This is a genomic window from Vibrio sp. THAF190c, from assembly GCF_009363355.1.
Lineage (GTDB): Bacteria > Pseudomonadota > Gammaproteobacteria > Enterobacterales > Vibrionaceae > Vibrio > Vibrio fortis_A.
Window position 1 is genome coordinate 3,071,095 of sequence record NZ_CP045338.1, and the last position, 16,406, is coordinate 3,087,500.

Sequence of the window (16,406 nt, forward strand, 5' to 3'; positions counted from 1 at the left end):
AGAGTTGGCTTCGCTTTTGGCCTACTATGATCCAAATGCTAATTAAGCGACACGATTGAGTACTGCTCTGAGCTTGAGTGGCTTAACTGGTTTGGCAATAAAACTGAAACCATGCGCTTTGATCGCCGCTAACATGTCATCGGTACGATCAGCACTGATAATCACCCCTTCGAAACTATCACCCAGTCTCAAGCGACATTGCTGCAGAACTTCGAGGCCGGTGCGCCCATTGTCGAGTCGATAATCCGAGAAGATCACATCCGGTTGCCAACTGTCTTCCAGACACTTCAAACTCTCAACCAGATCCCCCGCAGTTCGCACATCGCATCCCCAACGACCAATCAGGTTCTCCATGCCGACCAGAATGTCTCGCTCGTTATCCACACACAGGATTTTCAGTTGGGCTATTTCGCTGTTGACGGTCGGTGCCGCCACTTGCGGTGCAGTAACCACCTTCTCTGCTCGAGGCAAGGTAATCGAGAATACGCTGCCTTCATCTGGCCAAGAGCGCATCGAGATTTCATGCCCAAGAACGTGTGCGATCCCTTTTGAAATCGCTAAGCCAAGACCTAAGCCTTGATCTGAACGTACTTGGCTACCACGAGTGAACTCTTCAAAGATCTCTTGCTGTTTATCTTCATCGATACCAGTGCCGTTATCCCATACATCAATACGCACTCGGCCATCCACACGCCGTGCACCCAATACAACTTTACCACTTGGGTTATAGCGGAACGCATTGGTCAAAAAGTTCTGAATCACGCGACGCAGTAGTTTGGGGTCAGACTGAATAAACAGCGATGATGGCACCATATGGAAATCGATATTCTGCTGTCCTGCCAAGGCGCTGAATTCTGCATTCAGGTTGGACAGCACATCATTAATAGCGAAACTATGGACATTGGTTTCTAACTTGCCCGATTCCAAGCGCGAGATATCAAGCAGATCACCAATCAAGTCTTCTGCCGCACCAAGTGCACTCTCGATATGTGAAGAGAGCTGCTTAACCTCTTGCTCTTTCGCGACTTCTGACAGTGAAGAAGCAAACAAGCGCGCCGCATTCAATGGCTGCATCAAGTCGTGGCTCACCGCCGCCAAGAAACGCGATTTGGATTGTGACTCTTGTTCTGACACTTGAGTGGCTTTCACCAAACGCTGGTTGAGTTTTTCAAGCTCTTGGGTGCGCTCGTGAACGCGAGTTTCTAAACTCTCATTGGCGTCTTTCAGCGCCTGCTCCGCTTGTCTAAATACCGTGATATCGGTAAAGCTCATCACAAACCCGCCACTTGGCATCGGGTTACCTTGCACTTCAATTACTCTACCATCTGGTCTTACCCGCGAAGAGGTATGACGGGTGCCTTGCTCAAGGTGGAAGATGCGTCGCTTAACGTGGTCCTCTGGATCGCCAGGGCCACATAAGCCCTGCTCCGCATTGTGTCGAATCACATCGGCAATTGGCCTACCGACCTGAATCAGTCCGCTAGGGAACACGAACAACTCTAGATAACGCTGGTTCCATGCCACTAAACGTAGCTGTTGGTCGACTACCGCAATGCCTTGACCGATATGTTCAATCGCCCCTTGCAACAAGCCACGACTAAAATCATACAGTTCAGAGGCCTCATCAACGATGGTCGCGACCTCCTCGAGCTGCATGTTTCTTCCCTGCAGGGCAGAAGTGAGTACTAACTTAGCAGAGGAGGCACCAAATACACCAGCGAGCACACGTTCAGCATGTCGAATCAAACTGGCAGGTGATTGTTGATTGGGCAGTAGTGGTCGACCTTGCTGCTGCCAATACGCCTGAAAGGCACTTTTCGCGCGCTTGCGTCCCACAAACCGTGAGGCGAGCATCTCTAGCTCAGCAACCGTCACACGACTCTGGTAAAGACTCATGTTTTCGTTTTCAGGCAAAGGCGCACCAACGAATGCCGCTGATTGTAAGCGCTCACTTAGGCTTGGTCTGGTCGATAGGGATATCACCACATAACAGAGTGTATTCACGGTAATACTGAGCACAATCCCCCAGTTGGAGCTACTGACATCCCAGTTAGCTAACAGATCAGGTGGCGTAATCAACCACAACAATAAGTTACTCTCTTGGTCACCCGCGAGCATGCTGGTTTGGCTCATCAAAGTGATCAGCCAGATAATAGAACCAAACAACAGACCAACATAGACACCTTTACGGTTACCCAAGCGCCAGTACATGCCACCAATCAGGGCTGGCGCAAACTGTGCGATCGCCGCAAACGAGAGAAAACCTATCGCAGAGAGTGAGTGGATACTATCTAATGCTTGATAGAAGCCCCATGCCCCTAGCAGCAACAATAGGATGAGCGCGCGACGAATCACCAGCAGCAACCCAGAGAAGTGTCGATGGGTTCTCTGCGTTAGTCTCATCCGGCGCAGCAATAACGGCATCACCAGATCATTGGAGACCATGATCGCCAATGCAATTGTAGAAACGATCACCATGCCACTCGCGGCCGACGTGCCGCCAAGAAATGCCAGCAAGGCAATGTTGTTGGCTCCTTCTGCCATCGGTAGGCTAATCACATAGGTATCGGCAGGCATACCCGTCAAGAGTCCTTGCCCTGCCCACGCAATTGGCAGCACAAACAGCCCCATTAGGATTAGATAAACAGGGAACAGCCAGCGCGCCGTATGCAGATCTTGCGGCCTTTCATTCTCAACCACCATGGTATGGAACTGCCTTGGCAGACAGACAATTGCTAACATCGTCAGCACAGTATGGATAATAAGAGTGGGAATATTAGGGGATTCATAAGTCTGCGCAGCGACTTCAAGCAGATCAATCTTATCGCTACTGGTCGCTAGGTAGATGATAAACAACCCGACAATTAAGAAAGCCACCAGCTTGACGATCGACTCAAACGCGACCGCCATCATCATCCCACGGTGGTGTTCCGTGTTATCGATATGACGGGTACCAAACAACATAGTGAAGATGGCCAAAGCGCCCACCACAAACCAAGAAACGTGGTAATCCTGATAACCAAAATCTTGCGCCAGACTCGGAGCAACAATATCGAGCCCCATGGTGATGCCACGCAACTGCAGTGCTATGTAAGGCAAAATGCCCACTACAGCGATAATCGTCACCGTGACCGCGAGCCCTTGTGACTTGCCATAACGAGCAGCAATAAAGTCAGCAATCGAGGTGATGTGTTCGCGCTTGGCGATGACAATAAGCCGCGCCAGAATCCGCCAACACAAAGTAAAAACCAGAATTGGGGCTATGTAGATAGGAAGAAAAGACCAAGGGTTATTACTGGCCTGCCCCACTGTGCCGTAGAAGGTCCACGAGGTACAGTAAACCGCAATTGATAAGCTGTAGATCCATGGTCGCCAGCGTGACAACCAGCGAGTTTGCCGATCTCCATACCAAGCAATTAAAAATAACACCCCGAGATAGGCGAGTGAGACGGGGATTACGATCCATCCTTGCATTGCGAACCCTTTTCTTCCATAAAAAAACCTCTCCATAAGGGAGAGGTTTCATTTAACTAAGGAAGTGTCAGCAACACAATCAGGTCGATTAATTTCTGTGCTTTAGGCTCTAATTCTCTGCTTTAGCTGTCGCAGCTGCCAATTCGACGTCGACCACGGAACTGCGCTCATCCAACTTAATAAACAGAGCCAGTACACCCATTGCCGCCATCACCCAGAAAATGTTCGCGCCCCACAATTCATAACCCCAACCACTCAGAGTGGTCATCAATGCGATAAACGCACCAAGCGGAATCGCATTATAGAGTGCTTGCAGTGCCACCATCTTGTTCTCTTCTTCAGATTGGATGTACTGAATGGCAGCAATGTGCGCCATTGCGAATGTCACACCATGCAGCAACTGCACTAATACCAAACCAAAGATATCCGTTGTCGATGCCGTAATACCCCAACGCGCAATCACACCTAGTGCAGCAATAACAAATAGCGTTCTGAGTGCCATGCCAGAGAAGAGACGTTTACTTAATGCAAACACACCCACTTCCGCCACGACCCCTAAGCTCCACAAGTAGCCGATGATGGCTTCGGAGTGGCCCGCTTCCTTCCAATAAATAGCACTGAAACTGTAGTAAGCAGCGTGACTACCTTGCAACAACGCCATCAACGCAAGGAACTTCACAACCGAGCGCTCACGCATCAACGCTCCTAACTTTGGACGTACTTGGTGCTGTTCGGATTGCGTCACTGGCATCAGGTTCGGGTTTCTCATTGCCAGTATCAGAGATACAAACACCCCAGCTAATGCCGTATACAAGATCATATCGGTGCCAAACTGTGCCACCAGATAACCAACCACCGTCGAGCCAGCAATAAATGCAACCGAACCCCAAAGTCGTGTGCGGCCATAATCCAACACCTTAAGTCGACTGTAGTAGTTCGCCATTGCGTCGGACAACGGAACAACTGGCCCGCAACAGAGGTTAAACAAGATGGTTGCTAATAGCATTAGTAGGAAGCTACCACCAGTGAAGAAGTGAAACGCTACAAAAATCAACGCCGCTAAACTGAGCCAGCGCAGCGCAGGCATTAAGTGCTCCGCTTTATGAACACGCGGAGTAATTAAAAGGTTCGCCACACATCGCGTCGCAAATCCCACACCGATCAATACACCAATATCACCTGCCGAAACCCCTTGGTCTTCGAACCATAATGCCCAAAACGGCAGATAGACACCGTAAGCGAAAAAGAAACCGATGAAATACTGAGATATCCATCCATACGGGGAAGGGTTAAACATACATATACCTATATAAACGATTGCAGAGAGGCAGCGGAGATTATGCCTCTACGCAATCATATGAAAAAGGGAATAATTGCTGCTTTGAGTTTCCGTGTTATCAATGACTGTATCGCCGAGGAAAATCGCACGTTTAGACTAAAGTCGTCTGGAGCTTCAGTGAGTTTTTGTCAGACTTACCTTTAGGTTCTTCACTCTATCTGCGACGCTTATGCCTGATAAATTTAATATGCAGCATCCACCCTTCGATAGCTTATCTGAGGCTGAACAATTGACCCTGCGTTCTGCGCTCGACGTGGTTTACTATCGTGCTCAAGAGACCATTCTCGAAGCGGATCGCCCAAGTCGTCATCTGCATATTTTAATTAAAGGTGCCGTAGAGGAACGTGCTAGCCAAGATGGGGAGATTTACGCCCACTATGCAAACGACGATATCTTTGATGTTCGTAGTCAGTTTGAGCCTCACACCAAACACCAATACATCGCACTAGAAGATACCCTCAGCTACCTGCTTCCCACCGATGTATTCCTCGAGCTCTACAATGCAAATGGCCAGTTTGCTGCCTACTTTGATAACAACCTAGCCAAACGTAAAGAGCTCATAGAGGCCGCTAAACAGCAGCAAAACTTGGCTGAATTTATCCTAACCAAAGTCGACGATTCGATTTATCACCCACCTCTGATCCTAGAGCCTAACCAACCTATCAATGAGGTAACAAGAACCCTTAAGGAACAAGGGCTCGACTCGGCTTTAGTTCGTTTGGCCTATGATGATCTAAAAGCTTTTGGATCATCATGTACCCTTCCGTACTCTATCGTCACACGGACCAATTTATTGCACGCTGTGATGCTCGAGAATTACCCCCTTGATGCGCCCGTTGGTGAGATAGCGACCTTCCCTGTTTTGCACGTCAATGATGGTGATTTCCTGTTTAACGCCATGATTAATATGACGCGTAATCGGGTAAAACGCTTGATGGTTTGTGATGGGCAAGAAGCGGTCGGCATGCTCGATATGACACAGATACTGAGTGCCTTCTCGACCCACTCTCATGTACTGACTCTGCGAATAGCTCGCGCCACCAGCATTGAAGAGTTGGCCATGGCCTCCAACAAACAGCGTCAATTGGTTGAAAGCTTAATCAGCAATGGCATTCGAACGCGCTTTATCATGGAACTGATCTCTGCGGTTAACGAGCAGATTATAGAGAAAGCTTTTGAACTGATTTTGCCTCCGGCACTGCAAAACCACTGCTGTCTGATTGTGCTCGGTTCAGAGGGGCGCGGAGAACAGATACTCAAAACAGACCAAGACAACGCGCTGATCATTCAAGACGGTTTAGAGTGGCATCACTGTGAAGAGGTCATGGCTGAGCTGACTCATACCCTGCAGCAATTAGGCTACCCGCTCTGCCCAGGCAATGTGATGGTGAATAATCCGAAATGGGTGCACTCACAACAAGGCTGGAAGGAAACACTATCCCAATGGGTGAAGAAGGCGACTCCCGATACGGTCATGGACATCGCCATTATGGCAGACGCTCATGCAGTAGCAGGCAATCGAGAGCTATTGCAACCGGTTAAAGATCATTTGAGAGATTTAATGGTGGGACAAGAACTCATACTCACAGAGTTTTGCCGCCCTGCCTTGAACTTCTCTGTACCGCTATCTCTGTTTGGTAACGTGAAAGCGTCCAAATCAGGGCTAGACATCAAACAGGGAGGCATCTTCCCTATCGTTCATGGCGTAAGAGCGCTCAGCCTTGAGCACGGCATCAGTGTCAACAACACCTTCGAGCGTATCGAAGCACTAGTGGAAAAGAATGTTCTTGAGCGAAGCACTGCAGACAACCTCAGCGAAGCGCTCAAACAGTTCTTCAAGTGGCGTCTATCACAACGTTTATCGCAGCAGCACAGCAGCAACAAACTCGACGTGAAACTCATGGAGCGCGCAGACCGAGACCTATTAAGGCACAGTTTGCACGTAGTGAAAAAGTTTAAGCAATGGTTGGGCTATCACTACCAAATTAGGGATTAGATCACCATGAACCGATTAGTACGCTATTACTGGTATCGAAAACTCAAGGGGTCGCCCTATCGGGATCTCTTCACCACCAATTCAGGACAAGAGTTGGTGTCACTCGATTGTGAAACCACCAGCCTCGATCCAAATCAAGCGGAGCTAGTCTCAATTGCAGCGACCAAGATTGTCGGTAACCGCATCATCACCAGTCAGCCGTTTGAGGTCAGACTAAGAGCACCTCAATCTTTAGATTCTAACTCGATAAAAATCCATCGCATTCGCCACCAAGACCTCAAACATGGGGTCGAAGAGAAACAGGCCATCAGCGCACTGCTCGACTTCATCGGTAATCGACCTTTGGTGGGTTACCACATCCGCTATGACAAAAAGATTCTTGATAAAGCGTGTTTAAAGCATTTTGGCTTCCCTATGCCTAATCCATTAGTAGAAGTTAGTCAGCTCTATCAAGAAAAACTCGAGAAACACCTGCCAAACGCTTATTTCGATCTAAGCCTCGACACCATCTGTCGCCAGCTCGACCTGCCGCTGCCCACCAATAAACATGATGCATTACAAGACGCTATCTCGGCCGCACTGATATTTGTGCGCCTTCAACATGGTGATCTACCACGCTTCAACTCATCTTATTCATAAATCAACCCGCGTAAATAATTGAAACGATCTAACTCTCAAAAAAACACTTAACTCGCTATTTTTTAAGTAGAAACACGCTTCTCATCCTAAAGTCTAATTGTGGAAATGGCTCTGCTAGCCGACAGTGATAACACAACGACAGTCCACTAACTTGACTTAGAAACTGAACATAAAGGAAGTTGCCAATTCATTAGGAATGTAGGCACAAGGAGAGATGCAATGAGTGAAGCCCACGTTTATCCGGTAAAAGAAAACATCAAAGCAAATACGCACGCGGATAATGACACTTACCTAGCCATGTACCAACAATCTGTTTCTGACCCTGAAGGTTTCTGGGGCGAGCATGGAAAAATCGTAGATTGGATTAAGCCTTTCACCCAAGTGAAAAGCACTTCATTTGACCCAGGCCACATCGATATTCGCTGGTTTGAAGATGGCACACTCAACGTGTCTGCGAACTGTATTGACCGCCACCTTGCTGAGCGCGGTGACGACGTGGCAATCATCTGGGAAGGTGATGACCCAGCTGACGACAAGACGCTGACTTTCAACGAACTGCATAAAGAAGTGTGTGAATTCTCTAACGCACTTAAAGAACAAGGCGTACAAAAAGGCGACGTTGTGTGTCTGTACATGCCAATGGTGCCAGAAGCGGCGGTTGCGATGCTTGCTTGTACACGTATCGGCGCAGTTCATACTGTGGTATTTGGTGGCTTCTCACCAGAAGCACTATCAGGCCGTATTATCGATTCTGATTCTAAGGTTGTGATCACCGCTGATGAAGGTGTTCGTGGCGGCCGTGCCGTCCCTCTAAAGAAAAATGTCGATGAAGCTCTGACCAACCCAGAAGTGAAAACCATTCAAAAAGTCATCGTTATGAAACGTACTGGTGGTGATATTGACTGGCACGAGCATCGTGATGTTTGGTGGCATGAAGCAACAGCAAACGTATCTTCAGAGTGTCCACCAGAAGAGATGAAAGCAGAAGACCCTTTATTCATTCTCTACACATCAGGTTCAACAGGTAAACCTAAAGGTGTTCTACACACAACGGGTGGCTACCTAGTTTACGCGGCAATGACGTTCAAGTATGTATTTGATTACCAAGAAGGCGAAACCTTCTGGTGTACCGCTGATGTGGGTTGGATCACTGGCCACACATACCTAATCTACGGCCCACTGGCTAACGGCGCTAAGACAATCCTATTTGAGGGCGTGCCAAACTACCCGAATACTAGCCGTATGAGTGAAGTGGTTGATAAGCACCAAGTAAACATCCTATACACGGCACCAACAGCGATTCGTGCTCTGATGGCGAAAGGTAACGAAGCGGTTGAAGGCACAACACGTAGCAGTCTACGTATTATGGGCTCGGTAGGTGAACCAATTAACCCAGAAGCGTGGGAGTGGTACTACAAAACGATTGGTAACGAGAACTCTCCGATTGTTGATACATGGTGGCAAACCGAAACGGGCGGTATCTTGATCGCTCCTCTACCGGGTGCAACGGATCTAAAACCAGGTTCAGCGACTCGCCCATTCTTTGGCGTTCAACCTGCGCTGGTCGACAACATGGGCAACATCATTGAAGGCGCAACCGACGGTAACCTAGTGATTCTAGATTCTTGGCCTGGTCAAATGCGTACTGTTTATGGCGACCATGAGCGCTTCGAACAGACTTACTTCTCAACATTTAAAGGTATGTACTTCACTAGTGATGGTGCTCGTCGTGATGAAGATGGTTACTACTGGATCACAGGCCGTGTTGATGACGTACTGAACGTATCTGGCCACCGTATGGGTACAGCAGAGATTGAATCAGCGCTGGTTGCATTTGATAAGATTGCCGAGGCTGCAATTGTGGGTATCCCTCATGACATCAAAGGCCAAGCGATCTACGCTTACATCACCCTAAACGACGGTGAGTTCCCAACAGCTGAGCTACATAAAGAGGTGAAAGACTGGGTACGTAAAGAGATTGGTCCGATTGCGACACCAGACGTACTGCACTGGACAGACTCTCTACCGAAAACGCGTTCTGGTAAGATCATGCGTCGTATCCTACGTAAGATTGCAACAGGTGATACAGGCAACCTTGGCGACACTTCTACGCTTGCTGACCCAAGTGTGGTTGACAAGCTCATCGCAGAAAAAGCTGAGCTTGCATAAAACTGCGATAAACAGCCCTAACTTGGGCATGTTTACCTGATATGTTTAAAACACCCCTATTTGTAAACCGTCACCTGTGTGGCGGTTTTTTTATGCCTGATCTTGATCTCAAATATCCTCCCTTAAATTAAGGCTTCTCCCGTTTTTTGTTAACTTGGTAACAATTCCGCACCATTACATTAGGAGATTAGACCAGTAAATTGCTGCGATTTGCGCTGAATTAGCTATAATCTGGTTCTAATTTTTAAAATCGGTCGTTTTAGCTCTAGCAAAACGGCATGATTTGTAAATAAAATGGGACATTCGCTCTCGTCGTCACGATAAAGGAAGATAGCCCCACGATGTCTACAAAGTTTCGCATTCTAGTTTTAAATGGCCCAAACCTTAACCTGTTAGGCCTAAGAGAGCCTGCTCATTACGGTTCTCAAACACTTGACCAGATAATTGACGGTCTGAAAGAGCAAGCGAAAACGCAGGACGTTGAGCTATCTCACTTACAATCAAATCGTGAGTACGAGCTAATTGAAGCCATTCACGGTGCATTCCAAAATATTGATTTTATTATTATCAATCCAGCAGCGTTCACACACACCAGTGTGGCACTGCGCGATGCACTGCTTGGCGTAGCAATCCCATTTATTGAAGTGCACCTTTCTAATGTTCACGCACGTGAACCGTTTAGGCACCACTCTTACCTCTCAGACAAAGCCGAAGGGGTAATTTGTGGCTTGGGCGCACAAGGCTACCAATTTGCTTTGACCGCTGCGATTAACAAGCTTCAGTCAAAGTAACGAACATAACCGAACTATTAGACACCAGCTCCAGTCATAGAGCATGGTTAATTAACAAATAAGAGAAAGAAACGATGGATATTCGCAAAATCAAAAAGCTGATCGAATTGGTTGAAGAGTCTGGTATCGCAGAACTAGAAATCTCTGAAGGTGAAGAGTCAGTACGCATCAGCCGTAACGGCACTGCTCCTGCAGCAGCACCAGTTCAATACGCAGCAGCGCCAGCACCTGTAGCAGCACCAGCTCCTGCATCGGCTCCAGCTCCTGCGGCGGCTCCAGAAGCAGCTGAAGCTCCAGCGGCAGTAACTGGTCACCAAGTTCTTTCTCCAATGGTTGGTACTTTCTACAGCGCGCCAAGCCCAGATGCAAAACCATTCGTTAAAGTAGGTCAACAAGTTAACGCTGGCGACACTCTATGTATCGTTGAAGCGATGAAGATGATGAACCAAATCGAAGCGGACAAGTCTGGTGTTATAACTGCAATCCTAGTTGAAGACGGCCAACCAGTTGAGTTCGACCAAGCTCTAGTAATTATCGAATAATAGAGAAGCCTCATTATGTTAGATAAATTAGTAATCGCGAACCGTGGTGAAATTGCACTACGTATTCTGCGAGCATGTAAAGAGCTAGGCATTAAGACGGTAGCTGTTCACTCAACAGCTGACCGTGACCTTAAGCACGTACTGCTTGCAGATGAAACTATTTGTATCGGTCCAGCTCGTGGTATCGATAGCTACCTGAACATCCCTCGTATCATCAGTGCGGCAGAGGTAACAGGCGCTGTTGCTATTCACCCTGGTTACGGCTTCCTATCTGAAAACGCAGACTTTGCTGAGCAAGTTGAGCAAAGCGGTTTCATCTTCGTAGGTCCTAAAGCTGAAACTATCCGCATCATGGGTGATAAAGTTTCTGCAATCACGGCAATGAAGAAAGCAGGCGTACCTTGTGTACCAGGTTCTGACGGCCCACTGAACGACGACGAAGCAACTAACAAAGCTCACGCTAAGCGTATTGGCTACCCAGTAATCATCAAAGCATCTGGTGGCGGCGGTGGTCGTGGTATGCGTGTTGTACGTTCTGAAAAAGAGCTAACTGAAGCGATCGCAATGACACGTGCAGAAGCAAAAGCATGTTTCAACAACGATATGGTTTACATGGAGAAATTCCTAGAAAACCCACGTCACGTTGAAGTACAAGTGATTGCTGACGGTCAAGGCGGTGCTATCCACCTTGGTGAGCGTGACTGTTCTATGCAGCGTCGTCACCAGAAGGTTGTTGAAGAAGCGCCAGCACCAGGTATCACTGCAGAAATGCGTAAATACATTGGTGAGCGTTGTACTCGCGCTTGTCTTGAGATTGGCTACCGTGGTGCAGGTACTTTTGAGTTCCTATACGAAAACGGCGAGTTCTACTTCATCGAGATGAACACTCGTATCCAAGTAGAGCACCCAGTAACTGAGATGGTTACCGGTGTTGACCTAATCAAAGAGCAACTACGTGTTGCTGCTGGTCAGCCTCTGTCTTTCACGCAAGATGACATCAAGATCAGCGGTCACGCTATCGAGTGTCGTATCAACGCGGAAGACCCAGAGAAGTTCCTACCTTCACCAGGTAAGATCGAGCGTTTCCATGCTCCTGGTGGCATGGGCGTACGTTGGGATTCTCACATCTACACGGGCTACACTGTACCACCACACTACGATTCAATGATTGGTAAGCTGATCACTTACGGTGAGAACCGCGATGTTGCTATCTCTCGTATGAAGAATGCTCTAGGTGAGATGATTGTAGAAGGCATCAAAGTGAACATCCCTCTACAAGAGTCGATCATGAACGACGAGAACTTCCAACACGGTGGTGCAAACATCCACTACCTTGAGAAGAAACTTGGTCTTCAATAATCGGTTCATTTAAGAACATCACGAAATGCCCACCTCGGTGGGCATTTTTATTTCTAATAATTTCATCAATACAAGCAACTGAAAAGAAAAAGTTAAATAGGTCAAATTCACATTTTCATCTCTGTCTTCCCACGATATTTCTGATCCTTTAATCAAACAAGTCGTAGATCTGTGTGATGTAAAAATCATCTGGAGACAAGACAATGAAACTGGTTAAATCATTTGCAATCGTGAGTGCGATCAGTGCTGCAATAGTGGGTTGCGGCAACGATGACTCACACCATACCTCAGCAGCAGATTCCTCTTACCTTCGCGTTTTCCATGCTGCTCCTGACGCACCGAAAGTCAACGTCCTTCTTGACGGGCAACCTGCTCTACAAAATGTTGACTACCAACAATCATCAGGACAAATTTCCGTATCCCCAGGCGACCATACCGTCCAAGTTGACGCTATCCTTGCTGATGGAACCACCACGACCGTCGTTCCTGCAACAACCCTCGATTTGATGGCTGGGCAAGAGTACAACGTTGTTGCGACAGGGAAAGTCGGCGACAATTCATTCGGGCCTCAGATCATAGCAAGGGACTTCATGGCCCCAACCGATGCACGAGTTCAAGTGATGCACTCTGCACCCGATGCGCCCACCGTGGATGTGTTCATCACAGCCCCCAATGCCGACCTCACAACTGCAACGCCTTTCGCCAATGACGTTTCGTTTCTAGGCGTCACCGACGCAATGAACGTACCTGCAGATACCTACCAAGTGCGCATCACGGATCCATCTGATCCAACCCAAGTGTTTTTCGATTCCGGCTCAATAGCGGTACCTGCCGGAGCGGACTGGTTTGTCGCGGCAACCAATAACACCACAGCAGGCGCGTCACCAGTAACTCTACTAGTAGACACTGGCAGCGGCTCGCTAACGGTGCAAGACACTAATAGCGGCGCAGATGTTCGCGTGGTACACACCATTTCAGATGCCCCAGGCGTCGATGTGTGGGTCAATGGCACAGCACCAGTCAGTGGTTCGCCCCTATTTAACCTAATGTACAAGGGCAAAACAGACTATCTAGCACTTAATGCCGCATCGACAGACTTCGCGGTAGCTGTTAACGGCAGCAGCCCTGTCAGCATCGTCAGTGCCCTTGGTCTAACCGCTTCACTTGCAGCAAACACAACCTACACCGCATTAGCTATCGGTAACCTTGGGGATGGACTGAGCAATGATGAGCTTTACGTCGTTGAAGATGATGTAAGAAGAATTGCGACAGAAGCCAAACTGAGAGCGATTCACGCCTCTACATTGGCAGGCATCGTCGACATTTATGTGAGTGCTGATGCGACTCCAAGTTCTGACGATGTGATTCTAGAAGATATCCCTTATAAAGGAGATAGCGGTTTACTGCCCGTAATGCCTGGCACGGTATACATCATGATCACGCCAGCCAATACCCCTAGCACCATCGCTATTGGACCAGTAATGCTCGACCTCACCGGCGGTTCAATCACAACGCTTGTTGCGATTGACGATCCTGTCGCACCCACCAGCGTATCAGCAATCAGTTTGGACGACTGATGACCACTTCAACTATCTGCTAACCCAGTGTTCATCGCGAACACTGGGTTTACTTATATCTGGAACGGCAGTTTTAATTGGGGGTAATCGCTCATTAAATCTGCTAAACTCTGCGCCCAATTCATTTTCAACCATTGTTAAGAGCACATACCCATGCCTTGGATTCAAATCAAGCTTAATGCGACCAACGAAAATGCCGAACAGATCGGCGACATGTTGATGGAAGAGACTGGTGCTCTTTCTGTCACTTTCCTTGATGCACAAGATACCCCTGTATTTGAGCCTCTGCCGGGTGAGACGCGACTTTGGGGTGATACGGATATCCTAGCTCTATACGACGCTGAAATTGATACCAGCGCCGTTCTAGCACAAATCAAAGCAAGCAACATGTTCCCTGCGGATTTCGCTCATAAAGTCGAGCAAATCGAGGACAAAGACTGGGAACGTGAATGGATGGATAACTTCCACCCAATGAAGTTCGGTGAGCGTCTATGGATTTGCCCAAGCTGGCGTGACATTCCAGAACCAGATGCGGTGAACGTAATGCTTGATCCGGGTCTTGCGTTTGGTACTGGCACTCACCCAACAACAGCACTTTGTTTAGAGTGGTTAGAAGGTCTAGATCTATCAGGCAAGACAGTGATCGACTTCGGTTGTGGCTCTGGCATCCTAGCGATCGCAGCGATCAAACTCGGTGCAGCAAAAGTTATCGGGATCGACATTGATCCGCAGGCTCTACTGGCATCAAAAGACAATGCTGAGCGCAATGGCGTTGCTGACCAATTAGAAGTGTTCCTTCCTCAAGATCAGCCAGAAGGCCTGATTGCCGATGTTGTCGTTGCTAACATCCTTGCCGGTCCACTACGTGAACTTTCAGGCATCATTAAGGGTCTAGTAAAAGAAGACGGTGTATTAGCGATGTCGGGTGTTTTAGATACACAAGCGGAAGACGTTGCAACTTATTACCGTGATGAACTTCACATTGATCCGATTATCGAGCAGCAAGAGTGGTGTCGAATCTCTGGTCGCAAGCAAGGCTAGATAAGACTTTGAGCGCTAATTGACTGAATTTTATGCAAATTACAAAAACAAATTGTAAATGCTCAAATATTAGTCTTTTCACGCAGCAAAAAAATGCGTAAAATGCGCGCCCTTGCTGGTACAGAACTGTGATGACGTTTTGAAAATCGGAAATTATCAACTTAAGAACAATCTAATCGTCGCCCCAATGGCTGGCGTAACGGATAGACCATTCCGTGAGTTGTGTCTTCGCTATGGTGCGGGGATGGCAGTCAGTGAAATGATGTCCTCTAATCCTAAGGTTTGGAAAACGTCGAAGTCTCAGCAGCGTATGGTACATGAAGGCGAATCGGGCATTCGTTCAGTACAAATCGCTGGTGCAGATCCACAGCTTATGGCCGAGGCTGCGCAATTCAACGTTGAGAACGGTGCTCAAATCATCGATATCAACATGGGTTGCCCAGCAAAAAAAGTGAATAAGAAGCTTGCGGGCTCCGCACTACTGCAATATCCGGATCTTATTGAAGAGATCTTGAAGGCTGTAGTAAATGCGGTTGACGTTCCAGTGACGTTGAAAACTCGTACAGGCTGGGACACAGACAATAGAAACTGTGTCCAAATCGCTAAAATAGCCGAAAACTGCGGCATTCAAGCGCTTGCCCTTCACGGGAGAACTCGTGCTTGTATGTACAAAGGTGAGGCCGAATACAAACACATTAAAGCGGCGAAACAAGCCGTCTCTATACCGGTTATCGCTAACGGTGATATCGATAGCCCGGAGAAAGCGAAGTTTGTACTGGAGTACACCGGTGCTGACGCTTTAATGATTGGCCGTCCTGCCCAAGGACGTCCTTGGATTTTCCAGGAAATCCACCACTATTTGGAAAACGGCACCACGATGGACCCACTCCCAACTTCGGAAGTGAAAGACATCATGCTTGGTCATGTTCACGCTCTGCATGAATTTTATGGAGAGTTTTTAGGCCCGCGCATTGCTCGTAAGCATGTGGGTTGGTACCTAAAAGAGCACGAACAAGCGAGTGAGTTTCGCCGTACCTTCAACGCACTCGAAGCAGGTGATCTGCAGCTTGAGGCGTTAGAAGGTTATTTTGATAACGTTGCACCATAATTACGAGAAGAGCTAGACCGAATATGTTCGAACAAAATCTGACTTCAGAAGCATTGACAGTGACTACAGTTACATCACAAGACCAAATCACGCAGAAACCACTACGTGATTCAGTGAAAGCATCATTGAAAAACTACCTTGCTCAATTAAACGGTCAAGAAGTCAGCGAGTTATACGAACTAGTATTAGCTGAAGTTGAACAGCCACTACTAGACACCATCATGCAGTACACTCGCGGTAACCAAACTCGCGCAGCAACTATGATGGGTATCAACCGCGGTACTCTTCGCAAGAAACTTAAAAAATACGGCATGAACTAATCATTCTGACGTATAGAAATTTAAAGCCCAACTTACTCAGTAAGTTGGGCT

General features: G+C 47.8%; 12 protein-coding genes. 10 read left to right on the plus strand and 2 right to left on the minus strand.

The features are described from left to right. Nucleotides 1-42: 42 nt before the first annotated feature. Nucleotides 43-3,474 (minus strand): PAS domain-containing hybrid sensor histidine kinase/response regulator, encoded by a 3,432-nt coding sequence (locus FIV04_RS13925; protein ID WP_152469408.1) that lies wholly within the window; start codon nucleotides 3,472-3,474, stop codon nucleotides 43-45. Nucleotides 3,475-3,583: 109 nt separating this feature from the next. Beyond that, nucleotides 3,584-4,771: a 3-phenylpropionate MFS transporter gene (locus FIV04_RS13930; RefSeq protein WP_152469409.1), complete on the minus strand. Its 1,188-nt coding sequence runs from the start codon at nucleotides 4,769-4,771 to the stop codon at nucleotides 3,584-3,586. A 211-nt stretch (nucleotides 4,772-4,982) separates the two neighbouring features. Between FIV04_RS13930 and FIV04_RS13935 the strand changes: the two genes are divergently transcribed. The 10 genes from FIV04_RS13935 to fis all read left to right on the plus strand — a co-directional run bounded on the left by FIV04_RS13935 (nucleotide 4,983) and on the right by fis (nucleotide 16,355). Beyond that, nucleotides 4,983-6,809, plus strand: coding sequence for a DUF294 nucleotidyltransferase-like domain-containing protein (locus FIV04_RS13935; protein WP_152469410.1), 1,827 nt, complete (start codon nucleotides 4,983-4,985; stop codon nucleotides 6,807-6,809). Nucleotides 6,810-6,815: 6 nt separating this feature from the next. Next, entirely contained in the window at nucleotides 6,816-7,448 is a 633-nt protein-coding gene (locus FIV04_RS13940) for a 3'-5' exonuclease (RefSeq protein ID WP_150869406.1), read from the plus strand. A 219-nt stretch (nucleotides 7,449-7,667) separates the two neighbouring features. Beyond that, on the plus strand, nucleotides 7,668-9,617 hold the full coding sequence (gene acs, locus FIV04_RS13945) for an acetate--CoA ligase (RefSeq protein WP_032549934.1): 1,950 nt from the start codon (nucleotides 7,668-7,670) through the stop codon (nucleotides 9,615-9,617). A 341-nt stretch (nucleotides 9,618-9,958) separates the two neighbouring features. After that, a complete protein-coding gene (aroQ, locus tag FIV04_RS13950) occupies nucleotides 9,959-10,408 on the plus strand; it encodes a type II 3-dehydroquinate dehydratase (RefSeq protein ID WP_150893194.1) in 450 nt (149 codons plus the stop codon). A gap of 74 nt (nucleotides 10,409-10,482) precedes the next feature. Beyond that, nucleotides 10,483-10,950: an acetyl-CoA carboxylase biotin carboxyl carrier protein gene (gene accB, locus FIV04_RS13955; protein WP_152469411.1), complete on the plus strand. Its 468-nt coding sequence runs from the start codon at nucleotides 10,483-10,485 to the stop codon at nucleotides 10,948-10,950. 15 nt (nucleotides 10,951-10,965) lie between these two features. Continuing rightward, nucleotides 10,966-12,309 (plus strand): acetyl-CoA carboxylase biotin carboxylase subunit, encoded by a 1,344-nt coding sequence (gene accC, locus FIV04_RS13960; protein ID WP_152469412.1) that lies wholly within the window; start codon nucleotides 10,966-10,968, stop codon nucleotides 12,307-12,309. A gap of 203 nt (nucleotides 12,310-12,512) precedes the next feature. Beyond that, complete coding sequence (locus FIV04_RS13965) at nucleotides 12,513-13,886, plus strand: DUF4397 domain-containing protein (protein WP_152469413.1); 1,374 nt, start codon at nucleotides 12,513-12,515, stop codon at nucleotides 13,884-13,886. Between the two features lie 153 nt (nucleotides 13,887-14,039). Continuing rightward, nucleotides 14,040-14,927, plus strand: coding sequence for a 50S ribosomal protein L11 methyltransferase (prmA, locus tag FIV04_RS13970; protein WP_150893190.1), 888 nt, complete (start codon nucleotides 14,040-14,042; stop codon nucleotides 14,925-14,927). Between the two features lie 139 nt (nucleotides 14,928-15,066). Next, complete coding sequence (dusB, locus tag FIV04_RS13975; protein ID WP_172974252.1) at nucleotides 15,067-16,035, plus strand: tRNA dihydrouridine synthase DusB; 969 nt, start codon at nucleotides 15,067-15,069, stop codon at nucleotides 16,033-16,035. Between the two features lie 23 nt (nucleotides 16,036-16,058). Beyond that, on the plus strand, nucleotides 16,059-16,355 hold the full coding sequence (gene fis / locus FIV04_RS13980) for a DNA-binding transcriptional regulator Fis (protein WP_004729744.1): 297 nt from the start codon (nucleotides 16,059-16,061) through the stop codon (nucleotides 16,353-16,355). Nucleotides 16,356-16,406: the final 51 nt, after the last annotated feature.